12 protein-coding genes and 1 other RNA gene are annotated in these 11,981 nt (G+C 44.7%); all 13 read right to left on the bottom strand.

Going from position 1 to position 11,981, the window contains the following annotated elements:
- Positions 1 to 313: 313 nt before the first annotated feature.
- A complete protein-coding gene (locus ASG89_RS12830; RefSeq protein WP_057311095.1) occupies positions 314 to 583 on the bottom strand; it encodes a pro-sigmaK processing inhibitor BofA family protein in 270 nt (89 codons plus the stop codon).
- A gap of 3 nt (positions 584 to 586) precedes the next feature.
- Positions 587 to 871, bottom strand: coding sequence for a DUF2508 family protein (locus tag ASG89_RS12825; protein ID WP_063867847.1), 285 nt, complete (start codon positions 869 to 871; stop codon positions 587 to 589).
- Between the two features lie 131 nt (positions 872 to 1,002).
- On the bottom strand, positions 1,003 to 1,599 hold the full coding sequence (gene recR / locus ASG89_RS12820; RefSeq protein WP_056621953.1) for a recombination mediator RecR: 597 nt from the start codon (positions 1,597 to 1,599) through the stop codon (positions 1,003 to 1,005).
- 45 nt (positions 1,600 to 1,644) lie between these two features.
- Positions 1,645 to 1,956: a YbaB/EbfC family nucleoid-associated protein gene (locus ASG89_RS12815; RefSeq protein ID WP_028555044.1), complete on the bottom strand. Its 312-nt coding sequence runs from the start codon at positions 1,954 to 1,956 to the stop codon at positions 1,645 to 1,647.
- A gap of 20 nt (positions 1,957 to 1,976) precedes the next feature.
- A complete protein-coding gene (dnaX, locus tag ASG89_RS12810) occupies positions 1,977 to 3,707 on the bottom strand; it encodes a DNA polymerase III subunit gamma/tau (RefSeq protein WP_057311094.1) in 1,731 nt (576 codons plus the stop codon).
- Positions 3,708 to 3,785: 78 nt separating this feature from the next.
- Complete coding sequence (locus ASG89_RS12805) at positions 3,786 to 5,222, bottom strand: ATP-binding protein (protein WP_321166497.1); 1,437 nt, start codon at positions 5,220 to 5,222, stop codon at positions 3,786 to 3,788.
- Between the two features lie 435 nt (positions 5,223 to 5,657).
- Positions 5,658 to 5,921, bottom strand: an RNA gene (ffs, locus tag ASG89_RS35105) — signal recognition particle sRNA large type.
- Between the two features lie 80 nt (positions 5,922 to 6,001).
- Positions 6,002 to 6,424: a hypothetical protein gene (locus ASG89_RS12800; RefSeq protein ID WP_057311093.1), complete on the bottom strand. Its 423-nt coding sequence runs from the start codon at positions 6,422 to 6,424 to the stop codon at positions 6,002 to 6,004.
- A 91-nt stretch (positions 6,425 to 6,515) separates the two neighbouring features.
- Positions 6,516 to 6,713 (bottom strand): 50S ribosomal protein L31, encoded by a 198-nt coding sequence (gene rpmE / locus ASG89_RS12795; RefSeq protein ID WP_056621960.1) that lies wholly within the window; start codon positions 6,711 to 6,713, stop codon positions 6,516 to 6,518.
- A 129-nt stretch (positions 6,714 to 6,842) separates the two neighbouring features.
- The gene (locus ASG89_RS12790; protein ID WP_057311092.1) at positions 6,843 to 8,117 is read right to left on the bottom strand and encodes a radical SAM protein; all 1,275 of its coding nucleotides are present in this window, start codon (positions 8,115 to 8,117) and stop codon (positions 6,843 to 6,845) included.
- 44 nt (positions 8,118 to 8,161) lie between these two features.
- Positions 8,162 to 9,460, bottom strand: coding sequence for a transcription termination factor Rho (rho, locus tag ASG89_RS12785; RefSeq protein ID WP_057311091.1), 1,299 nt, complete (start codon positions 9,458 to 9,460; stop codon positions 8,162 to 8,164).
- Between the two features lie 62 nt (positions 9,461 to 9,522).
- Positions 9,523 to 10,782 (bottom strand): UDP-N-acetylglucosamine 1-carboxyvinyltransferase, encoded by a 1,260-nt coding sequence (locus ASG89_RS12780; protein ID WP_057311107.1) that lies wholly within the window; start codon positions 10,780 to 10,782, stop codon positions 9,523 to 9,525.
- A gap of 245 nt (positions 10,783 to 11,027) precedes the next feature.
- Positions 11,028 to 11,882, bottom strand: coding sequence for a class II fructose-1,6-bisphosphate aldolase (fba, locus tag ASG89_RS12775; protein WP_057311090.1), 855 nt, complete (start codon positions 11,880 to 11,882; stop codon positions 11,028 to 11,030).
- Positions 11,883 to 11,981 lie beyond the last annotated feature (99 nt).

The following is an 11,981-nucleotide window of genomic DNA, read 5'->3' as shown; positions in this document are numbered from 1 at the left end:
CCAGGATCAAACTCTCCATAATAGAAAAGCTGAAATGCTCATTTGAAGCTAGCGAGATTTTGCAATCTCTTTTATAGTCGATTACTCGACTGTGCTTACTCACTCGTTGTTCAGTTTTCAAAGATCAAATGACTCTTGTCCAACCTGCTCTCTCTCGAAAGCCGGAAGATCAATATACCATAGTTACTTTTGTTTTGCAACTTGTTTTTCTTAAGTTACTTTTATATTTCCGCATGTCTCAGCGGCAACTTTTATAAGATAACACAGATGACGCAGCCGAGTCAACCCAATAACTGATGTATTATTTTTACAATTACAGCAGAGCCCATTTCACACCAATTAGCAGTAAAACACCGGGGATCCCTAATATAGTAGCTGTCCCTAAAGTAGCTGTATTAATAGGCAGTTCGATATGTGTATATCCGCTCAATAAATTCAGCATGTATAACAAAAAAGCCGCGACTACGATATTTAATCCCAATGATGCTACTAGTCTACCACTACCGCGACTTCGAAATACAATCATCACTAACATAAGCGAGGAGAGTATTAATACTCCCCAAATGGCATATTTAAGAATCATTCACTACACCTCCATTAAATGATCACTGTCAATTAGACTTACCCCTAATCGCTTCGCTTGTTTGATAAGCATTTCAAATCTCTTCTCTGCTGCTTCCATTGCATAAATTGTATAGTCGATCTGATCCTTGTCCACCGCAAATTCAAAGTGAGCTTGCGCCGCCACCCAAGTCTGATGCGCAGCACGTATCTCTTGAATCAACATAATCTTGTCCTGTTTCAGTTCTTCCTTAATCGTCTTCGCTCGCGGACTCTTAAATCCACGCATGCCTAATAGAGCTGGTTTCATAGACAAACCTCCATTCCTCCCACAATTCGGTTGATCTATACATATGGGGAAGGAGGCACTTTCAGAACAATTACTACACTTCTTGGGCAGAAAAAAAGAGAGCTTCTCAGCCCTCCTTAAGATGTATGCTTTTATAATTCCCTGCGGCCTTCCATGGCTTTGGATAAAGTCACTTCATCCGCATACTCCAAATCGCCGCCTACCGGCAAGCCATGGGCAATACGGGTAACACGCAACCCAAACGGTTTGATCAATCTAGATAAGTACATCGCTGTTGCTTCGCCCTCAATATTTGGATTGGTGGCCAGAATTAATTCCTGCACCGTCTCGTCACCCAAACGTTTGAGCAATTCGGCGATATGAATTTGATCAGGTCCAATCCCTTCCATCGGAGATATCGCGCCATGCAGCACATGATAATAGCCTTCAAATTCTTTGGTCCGCTCTAAAGCAACCAAGTCCTTCGGCTCCTGCACCACACAGATGACGGAATTATCACGGCTTTTATCCTGACAAATTCGACAAGGATCCACATCGGTAATATTACAGCACACGGAGCAATAATGCAGGTTCCGTTTGACATTCACCAGCGACTTGGCAAAGTCGATCACGTCTTCTTCTTTCATACGAAGAACGTGAAAGGCTAAGCGACCCGCTGTCTTGGGTCCTACTCCCGGTAATCGGGAGAAGGCATCGATTAACTTCGCTATCGGTTCGGGGTAATACAAAGGAAGTACTCCTTCATGATACAGAGTCGTTGATTCTTGGTTGTCTTAGAACAATCCAGGGATATTCATACCGCCCGTGAATTTGCCCATATCTTTGTTAGCGATCTCTTCGGCTTTGGACATTGCGTCGTTAACTGCAGTCAATACAAGATCTTGCAGCATTTCAACATCATCTGGATCCACCGCTTCTGGTTTAATCGTGATGCTTTGTACTTTCTTGTGTCCGTTGATGATACATGTTACAACACCGCCGCCAGCTGTTCCTTCGATCATTTTCGTACCTAGCTCTTCTTGTGCCTTCATCATTTGTTCTTGCATTTTCTTCACTTGCTTCATCATTTGATTCATGTTATTCATTATCGTTCGCTCCCTTATCGTTAGTCTTCTTTAATCGTTACTAGATCTTCACCAAACAATTGGATGGCTTCGGATATCCATTCTTCTTTGAGCGCGTTTCCGCGACCATCCTCAGCTACTAATTCCATCTCTTCAGGCGGGGCGTGCGTCGCGTCACTCTTCGCGTCATCCCATTCCTTACGCATTAAGGTCAGCAAGCGCATTGGTTTACCAAATACAGAAGAAAGCACTTGTTCAATAATGACTTTATTCTCTGGCTTCTCCGTTGTATTACGATGCATATCATTCTTGAATGCAACAAGAACAACATCATCTAGCATAGCCACCAAATCACCATTAACAAACCAGGCATGAACGGTTATTTTCTTCTCTTTGACATCACCTAACACTTGACTCCACTTCATCAGTGCAGTCTTCGTATCCGGACTCTCAGAAGCCTTCAAGTAAGGATCAAGCTTAAGACCTGACTTCTTAGAAGGTGCCGAGGCCACGGCCACTCTCGCCGCAGGCGCTTGCTTAGCACTTTCACCCGAAGCAACACTCACTCCCGATTTTACCAGTACTGCTAGCTGATCTTCAAGTTGTTTCATTCTTTGGGTCATTTGAGCAAAAATATCACCTTGTGGCTGTCGCGCTCCCACTTCCACTGAACTGGCTTCTACCCCACGGTGGCCTCCACTAATTTTCATAATGGCGATTTCTAGCAAGGTTTGCGGCTGAACTGAATATTTCATCTCACTCTGATAATGGTTCAGTGTCTCAATCATACTCATCATCTCACTAGGGGTGAAGTGACTCGCAATCTCCTTCAGTTCTGCCATATCATAAACGCGTTCAGCAATCACGGGTGAATTCGGCACCATGCGCACCATCAGCAAGTCGCGGAAATAATGAATCAAATTCTCGATGCATTTGTCTGCGCTCTTCCCCTCTTGCATGAAGGTATCAATTAACTCTAGGGCAGCCCCCAAATTTTGTTCCTTGATATACGAAACCAGTCTCTTAAACTGATCGGAAGCAATACCGCCTGTGATCGACAAAATATCAGCGAGCTGTATTTCTCCTGTTGCAAACGATGCTGCCTGATCCAAGAGACTTAACGCATCCCGCATCCCGCCGTCGGATAATCTTGCTATATAGTGAAGAGCTTCTTTATCAATCGAAATGCGCTCTTGATCACACACATACTGTAGACGCCCTACCTCATCCTCCATAGAAACGCGACGGAAGTCGAAGCGCTGACACCGAGAAATAATGGTTGCGGGAATCTTATGAGGCTCCGTTGTCGCTAAAATAAACATGACATGCGCCGGCGGCTCTTCGAGTGTCTTCAATAAGGCATTAAACGCTTCCGTTGTCAGCATGTGCACTTCATCAATAATGTACACCTTCTGCCTAACTTCGGTCGGAGCATATTTGACTTTATCTCGGATATCGCGAATTTCTTCTACACCACGATTAGATGCCGCATCGATCTCTACTACGTCCATTACTGCGCCTTCGGTGATACGCTCACAGGCAGAACATTGGTTGCATGGCTCTTCCGAAGGGCCGTTCAAACAGTTGATGGCTTTGGCTAAAATTTTGGCTGTACTTGTTTTACCCGTCCCACGGGGTCCGTTAAATAAATAAGCATGGGTTAGGCGATTTTCCCGCAAAGAATTCTGCAGTGTTTGTGTGATATGCCGCTGTCCGACAACATCACGAAACGTCTGCGACCTCCATGTACGATACAAAGCAATGTGTGCCATAGTGTTCCTCTCCAATAATCCCTGCGTGGATTGACTGTATTCATTATACTATAACGCTCCAAGGGATGAAATAGAGGATCACATATAGGGAATCGCGATGGTAAATGTCGTTCCAAAGCCCTTGGAAGCCACACGAATCTTCCCGCCCATATCATGAATGATGCGCTGGCATACGGAGAGCCCTAGTCCCGTGCCCGTATCCTTCGTCGTGAAGAAGGGATCGAAGATTTTATCAATGACGAACATCGGTATCCCCGTACCCGTGTCATGAATATCCACACACACATTTCGCTCTATCGTGTCTACACGCTCCGAGATCGTCATTTTCCCACCGTCGGGCATAGCTTCGATCCCATTTTTGCATACATTCAAGAAAACTTGCTTCAACAGTTCAATATCTGCAGTCACATCAGGGAGGTGGGTCGAAGCCTCATAGTGAAGTTGAACGTTATAGAGGACCGCCTCGTTCTGAATAATCGGCACGATGCCACGCAGGACCTCCGTCACATAAATACGCTCGTAGGCCACATGCTTGGGCTTGCTCAACATCAGAAACTCATTCACTAGTGCATTAATCCGATCAATCTCTTCTAGCATGACATCTGTAAAGTTCTGTTCCTTGTCCATGCCACGATCACCGAATGTACGTCGGAGCATCTGTAAGAAGCCTTTGATTGATGTCAGTGGATTGCGGATTTCATGCGCCGTTCCTGCGGCAATTTGCCCGATCATCGCAAGACGATCACTTCGCTGAACCATTTGTTCCAGAGAGCGCATATTGGTGACATCTTTGAAAATAATGTATGCCCCCACAATGTTCCCTTGACTATCCTTCAATACATTTGAATCCAGTAACAAATCAAACCGTTCTTGATTATTCGTCCAAGAAACGGCGTGATTGCGGACAATCACTCCATTCAGGATCGTTCGCTGCACGAGTTGGTGCTGACTGGGCACTGAGGCAAAAATCTCATCCAGTGACTTGTTGCGGATATGATCTTTCTCCATGGCTAGCATTTGACAAGCACGATCACTAATGTCAGCAAGTTGATAATCCATATTAATTAATAACACGCCTAAATTGATATCTTTCAAAAAGGCATCTGAGAAACGCTGCAGCAAGTTTAACTCTGTTCCTTCTTCTTTATTTTTAAAAGATAATAAATATATACATTTCCCCTCACACTGGAGCTTGAGCATCGAAAATTGAAAGTAGATCATTTCTCCATTTTTCCCTAATAGAAAACCATGGGGCCACTCCCCGACAGCCGCTTCATCTCTAAAATGAAATTCGTATAACTCACGTAAAGCAGCCCTCATTTTGAAAAATTGAGGGCAGGGGACACCGGTAATTTCATCTGCGGAATAACCTGAAACTTTCAAAAGCTGATCTGTGACGAGTAACAACTTCTCATCTTCATCAACCATAACCATACCGATTTGTATGCTGTGATTGAACAATTTGCGCAGTTCGTTCATCGATACCGAGTACATCTGAGGCGAATGAATGGGCATGTCAACAGCTCCTTCACTTTCTCTTACCACAATAGAAAGTATAAGTTTTCGGACTCCGAAAACATCTTTCTATCTGGCGATAAAACCTTCATCTCTCGGGGTCCCCACAAAGTAATGTCTAAACTTTCATCGAAGTAAATCAGGAAGCATGATCGCTGTAAACGGTAAGTTTAGACGCCAATCGAGCCAAAGCTCGATGTGGACGGATTTAGCTTCGAAGATTATCGTCACTTTGCGGGGTAGAATAGCGGTCGCACATCTTTGAATAGCCTCGATAGAGGTTTTCTCATCGAACATCATCGAGCGGCATCAGTTCATGTAGGTATTGTATAAAGATTCTCTATATATACATATTTTTCCTGCTACATGCAAAAGAAAAACGCCCTGATTGCTGGCGTTTCGGTTATGTGTTCTTACATATACGGTATGATTACACCGTGCACCTGTTATTGATAAAGTGATACAAGCGAACTCTTATCGTTAGCTCAAATCAGGCAACCCCTCGGCACATGAAACATCTCACTTACGGCTGCTTCCTTCCAGACCTGACCGGGTTCATGAGCATCCATTGCGAAGGACCCGACTCTCAACACCACGTGTAAAAGCCAGACCTCACATCACAGTACCGCTAACAGGAATTCAACCTCGCTACAGCGGATTGCGAGTTACAGGGCACCGCTACCTCCCCGTCTAGCACAGTAAAAATAGTATAGCTGATTCAATGCCAAATAGCAACCTAAGGGGAAAAACCATATATAGGGATCATACAGTCTCTCTAGTTAATGCACCATTCTTACTTGTATTTTATACCGCGGCATATTGGTCTCTAATGCCATTTGAGCCTGCGATCGCAGTTCTTCAACTTGGGCTGCTGTCAAAGCATCATTCGGATTTATGCGAACATTGACTGTCGTTCCATTGATTGCAATGTTGGACTTCTCAATGCCTGGCAGTTGAGCAAGCACTGCCTTCATAAGATTGGCATCATCCTCGTAATGATGGTACGTAGGATTCATTGGATTGTTCGGGTTCACACTTGTGATACCCAACATACCGTCTTGCTTATAGTTCTGAACTTTATTCTGAACTTTATACGTAGAGTCATCATTCGTTTTCTTGTTATTCCCCGTCCACATGCCACAACCTACTAAACTGGCTATAAGGATAGCAGCTCCTGTAAGCTTAACTAGACCTTTGAACATAAAAACACCTCCCATTGGACTCTAAGCCTAAGCTTAGGATGACCAAGGGAGGTTGTCTTATGCTGATTGGCAATCAAGCAAATGATGCCAATTAGATTCCGTATTTCTTTTTGAACTTGTCGACACGGCCGCCTACATCGATAAACTTTTGTTTACCAGTGTAGAAAGGATGGCAATTGGAGCAAATCTCAACACGAAGATTTGGCTTGATTGAACCCGTTTCGAACACATTACCACAAGCGCAAGTCACTGTGGTTGCATGATAAGTAGGATGAATTCCTGCTTTCATTTGGTTCACCTCTTTCCGCCCTGAATCATTTGCTGAAACAGAGTTAATGGACGTACTATTGCATTGTAGCATATTCGCAAGTCTAGATGCAACGGCAAATCAATCGTTTAAACCTTCCATTGAATGGGTCTATAAAACAGGCGTAAGTGTACGATCGCTTGTATAGAATTTCGGTGTATGAGAATAGGAACCGATCACCACATCGGGTAATTCTTGTTCAAATATCTCTAACATTTGCTTCATCCCTAGCAATTCACCCTGAGCCTTAGGGATAATGCCCAAGTAACTCTCGGGATCAATATTTAAGTTACGCATCTGGATCAATTTCAATCCAGTTCTGCGGACAAATTCAATCATTGCTTCGACTTCCTCTTCTCGATCGGTTACACCAGGGAATACGAGATAGTTGATCGAGGTAATGACACCTTTGTCAGTTGCATAACGGAGTGATTTTTCGACATTCTTAAGTGTGTACGCTCTTGGCTTGTAGTATGCGTTATAATGATCATCTAACGCACTGATCGTACTTACGCGCATTAAGTCTAGGCCCGCGTCAACAATGCCGCGAATGTGGTCCGTAAGGCCCGCATTCGTATTGATATTGATGTAGCCCATCTTCGTCTGCTCACGCACCCGTTTGATGGCATCAATGATAATCACAGCCTGTGTGCTCGGTTCTCCTTCGCAGCCTTGGCCAAAGGAAATGATGCTCTCCGGCGTTCGCAGGTGTTCCAACATGATCTCCGTAATTTCTTCGACCTTCGGCTTGAAGTTCATCCGCGTTTGCGGAGCGACAAATCCACTCTCATCCGGTTGCTCGGAAATGCAACCGAAGCAGCCCGCGTTGCAGGAATACGAAACGGGAACTGCCCCTTCCCAACGTTGCAAGAACGTGTTCGAAGCGGTCAAGCATTCGTAGCCAAGGGCGCAATTCGACAAATGGGCATATAGGCGATTCTCGGGATACTTGGCTGTTAACCGTTTCACTTCAACCTCAAGTTCGTCTGGGTCGCAATGAATCGGATTCCAGAAGTATGGATTATCCGTAAGCCGCGCGGCCACGTAGAAGCCATCCTCTTTCCACACGACGGCCGTGTAACCGAACAGAGGCAACGCCTTCGTTTTGTCGGACTTCACATATCCGGGGAGAAGAAGTCTTGTGAATCCTTGTGGAAGCAAGGCTCCAACAGCATGGTAATCCCCCTCGACTCGCTTCATTTCACCAGTCGCGGCATCAATGCCGACCGGACGTGTGAAAGGAAGGCTAACGAGCGTGGCTCCCTCCGGCAGAGGGATCAGTTCTTCTTCTAGTATTTCGGTGATCATTTCTGCATTCCGGCCTAAGGCCAGAAAATCAGGATGATCAAATACATTTCCTTGTGGATCTGAATACACCAAATTCATAACGGTACTCCTCTTTGTGCAACGAATGGAGCTTATCAATAAGCTTAAGATGCTGAGTTTTTAACTTTACCTTTGTTCGCTCCTGAGGACGTTCCCGCAGATGGGGATGCCAACGAATCCAAAAATTCTTGATTCGTCTTCGTGTCCGCAAGCTTTTTAATAAAGGCTTCGGTATATTCATGTGAATCATTCATGCCTTTGCGTAGTGCCCATACTTTCTCAAGCTCATCTTTGGTGAGCAAAGCTTCCTCACGGCGAGTCCCTGAACGACGAATATCAATAGCAGGGAAGATACGGCGCTCCGCCATTTTACGATCGAGATGAAGCTCCAGATTACCTGTCCCTTTAAACTCTTCATAAATGACATCGTCCATACGTGAACCGGTTTCGACAAGTGCTGTAGCAAGAATAGTTAAGCTGCCACCTTCTTCAATGTTACGAGCAGCTCCGAAAAAACGCTTAGGACGATGGAAAGCAGCGGGGTCAACACCACCGGACAACGTCCGGCCTGAAGGCGGTACGACGAGGTTGTACGCTCTTGCTAAGCGCGTAATACTATCGAGCAGGATAACAACATCTTTCTTATGTTCAACTAGACGCATAGCTCGTTCTAAAACAAGTTCTGCCACTTTAATGTGATTCTCTGGAAGCTCATCGAAAGTTGACGCCACGACTTCACCTTTGACAGACCGCTGCATATCGGTAACTTCCTCAGGACGCTCATCAATCAGTAGCACGAATAGCTCAATCTCCGGATAATTCGTCGAGATACTGTTGGCGATCTCTTTGAGCAGCAACGTTTTACCTGCTTTAGGAGGTGCAACGACAAGTCCACGCTGTCCAAGGCCTACTGGAGCAAGTAAGTCCATAATCCGCATGGAAATCTTGTTCGGCTCTGTCTCTAGTGTAATTCGTGTATCTGGGTAAAGAGGGGTCAGTGCAGGGAAATGTAAACGTTCCGACGCTGTTTCCGGCTTCTCGCCATTTACAGCTTCGACCTGAAGAAGACCATAATACCGCTCGTTCTCTTTGGGAGGACGACATTTACCGGAGACGATATCCCCTGAACGCAAATCAAACTTGCGAATTTGAGAAGCAGAAATATAAATATCCTCTGAGCTAGGCAAATAATTGATTGGACGCAGGAATCCGAATCCCTCTTGCAAAATTTCCAAGACACCTTGCATGAACAGGAATCCGCTCTCTGCTGCTTGTGCGCGTAAAATGGCAAAAATGAGTTCTCTTTTCTTCAGCGTACCGTAATATGGAATCTGATGTTTCTTAGCTAGTTTATATAATTCAGTAAGCTTGAGTACTTCAAGCTCAGCAAGCTGCATGCTCATGTTTCAACCACCAAACTATTAAATTTTCAATTGGATTCTAGCATTGCCTGTTGTTTGGCACTTTATTCCTCAGTCTCACGCCAAACTTCGGCTCCTAGCGAAGATAGATTAAATACTAAATTCTCATAACCGCGATCAATGAACTCCACGCCCGACACTTCGGTTACTCCACCTGTCATGACACTAAGGCCAGCAATGACCAATGCTGCTCCTGCACGTAAATCTGTCGCTCTTACTTTGGCTGAACTCAGTTGCGAACCTTCGATAATGGCCGAACGTCCTTCAACTCTTATCTTAGCACCCATGCGTACAAGTTCTGGAATATGCTTAAATCGATTGCTATAAACATGATCTGTTAATACACTAACACCCTTAGCTTGGCAAAGCAGGCTAGACATTGGAGATTGCAAATCCGTCGCAAATCCAGGGTAAATTAATGCTTTCACATCTACGCTTTCATAGATAGGCTGACCGACAATACGAATGGATTCATCCATTTCGTAGACATGAACGCCCATTTCTTGCAACTTCGCTGTCAATGCTTCCAGATGCTTCGGAATCACATTATCTACCGTTACATCGCCGCGCGTCGCCGCTGCAGCAATCATGTATGTTCCCGCTTGAATACGGTCAGGGATAATGGAATGGCGGCAGCCATGAAGTTCAGAAACTCCTTCAATACGAATCGTATCCGTACCAACTCCCTTGATTTTCGCACCCATCGAATTCAAAAGTGTTGCCACATCTATAATTTCAGGCTCTTTCGCCGCATTTTCAATCGTAGTCAATCCCTTAGCACGTGATGCAGCTAACATAATGTTAATCGTAGCGCCTACACTCGCCATATCCAAATAAATCTTAGCACCGCGCAATTCCTTAGCACGAATATGAAGAGCTCCGTTCTCATTACTTACCACAGCGCCAAGTGCTTCAAATCCCTTAATATGAAGATCAATCGGACGCGGTTCGAAATTACACCCGCCTGGAAGGCCAATCGTCGCTTCGCCAAATCTACCTAGAAGTGCACCCATCAAATAATACGAAGCTCGCAGCTTCTTCACTTTGCCATTCGGCATTGCCATAGGCTTCATTTGACTCGGATCAATGGTCATCCGATCTTCGTTCCAATCAATTGTTGCTCCTAAATCTGTTAAAATTTCTGTATATATAGCCACATCGCTTAAATGTGGAAGATTATCCAACGTCACTGGTGTTTCTGCAAGTACTGCGGCTGGAATAAGTGCAATTGCACTATTCTTTGCTCCACTAATCTGAACTGTTCCCCGTAGTGGGCGTCCACCAACCACCATTAATTTCTCCAACATACTTCTCCCCCTAAACCAGGTGCCTTCTCATAAACGTTACGCAACAAAATTCACCAATTCCACAATCATTCGACGAAAATCCACAAAGAAATGAAGTAAATGAATAAGAACGGGGTGAAATAAACGGCATTATCAACAAATAGAAGAAGGAAACGCCCATAATAACACAGACGGACGACAACGATTGTCGACCATCCATCTGCGCATTACAGCATTTCCTAGCTTGTCTATTCAATTTGGAATTAAGCTTGGTTGCTGCTTCCGAACAATTGAATTTTGGATTTTACTACTTCGATCATAGCGTTACGAGCTGGGGTTAGATATTTACGAGGATCATAAATTTTAGCATCTTTGTTCAGAGCTGCGCGGATGCTTTCTGTGCATGCCACTTGGTTCTCTGTATTCACGTTGATTTTGCCAACGCCTGCTGCAATTGATCTACGGATCATTTCGTCTGGAACGCCGGATCCACCGTGCAATACAACTGGAACTGGGATCGCTTTGGTAACTGCTTCAATAATATCAAAGTGAATGTTAGGCTCGCCTGCGTACATACCGTGTGCAGTACCTACTGCGATTGCCAAACAATCCACGCCTGTTTCTTCGTAGAAACGAATCGCTTCTTCTGGTTTTGCTAGGTTAGCATGCTCTTCATCAACGGAAATGTCATCCTCAACGCCACCGATTGTTCCAAGCTCACCCTCAACGGATACGCCCATAGCACGAGCAGCTTTAACAACTTCTTTCGTCAAACGAATGTTTTCTTCGAAAGAATAGTGGGAACCGTCAAACATAACGGAGCTGAATCCTGCACGGATACATTTCATTGCTACTTCAAACGAACTACCGTGGTCTAAGTGCAACGCGATCGGAAGACCGGACTTCTTAGCTGCTGCTTCTGCAATAGCTACTGTAAACTCGATGCCCATATATTTCAGTGCGCCTTCGCTAACACCATAAATGAACGGGGAGTTCAGTTCGATTGCTGCTTCCACAATCGCTTGAGCGAACTCAAGATTGTTCATGTTAAATTGACCAACCGCGTATTTCCCTGCTTTTGCCTTAGGTAAAAATTCATTCATTGAAACCAATGCCATGTTTCTCTTCCTCCTAGAACCTCTTTAGTAGATGCGCATACCGCTCTCTGTTCATACCTGAGTTATTATAGCACATAACTTTTCAAATGATAACCAAGC

This window comes from Paenibacillus sp. Soil766 (assembly GCF_001428105.1).
Classification (GTDB): domain Bacteria; phylum Bacillota; class Bacilli; order Paenibacillales; family NBRC-103111; genus Paenibacillus_E.
Note: the sequence above shows the minus strand (reverse complement) of the source record. Positions and strands in the feature narration are given on the sequence as shown.

Coding starts and splice junctions, on each gene's coding strand:
- ASG89_RS12830 (WP_057311095.1), bottom strand. CDS start 583: ATGATTCTTAAATATGCCATTTGGGGAGTATTAATACTCTCCTCGCTT.
- ASG89_RS12825 (WP_063867847.1), bottom strand. CDS start 871: ATGAAACCAGCTCTATTAGGCATGCGTGGATTTAAGAGTCCGCGAGCG.
- ASG89_RS12815 (WP_028555044.1), bottom strand. CDS start 1,956: ATGAATAACATGAATCAAATGATGAAGCAAGTGAAGAAAATGCAAGAA.
- dnaX (WP_057311094.1), bottom strand. CDS start 3,707: ATGGCACACATTGCTTTGTATCGTACATGGAGGTCGCAGACGTTTCGT.
- ASG89_RS12805 (WP_321166497.1), bottom strand. CDS start 5,222: ATGCCCATTCATTCGCCTCAGATGTACTCGGTATCGATGAACGAACTG.
- ASG89_RS12800 (WP_057311093.1), bottom strand. CDS start 6,424: ATGTTCAAAGGTCTAGTTAAGCTTACAGGAGCTGCTATCCTTATAGCC.
- rpmE (WP_056621960.1), bottom strand. CDS start 6,713: ATGAAAGCAGGAATTCATCCTACTTATCATGCAACCACAGTGACTTGC.
- ASG89_RS12790 (WP_057311092.1), bottom strand. CDS start 8,117: ATGAATTTGGTGTATTCAGATCCACAAGGAAATGTATTTGATCATCCT.
- rho (WP_057311091.1), bottom strand. CDS start 9,460: ATGAGCATGCAGCTTGCTGAGCTTGAAGTACTCAAGCTTACTGAATTA.
- fba (WP_057311090.1), bottom strand. CDS start 11,882: ATGGCATTGGTTTCAATGAATGAATTTTTACCTAAGGCAAAAGCAGGG.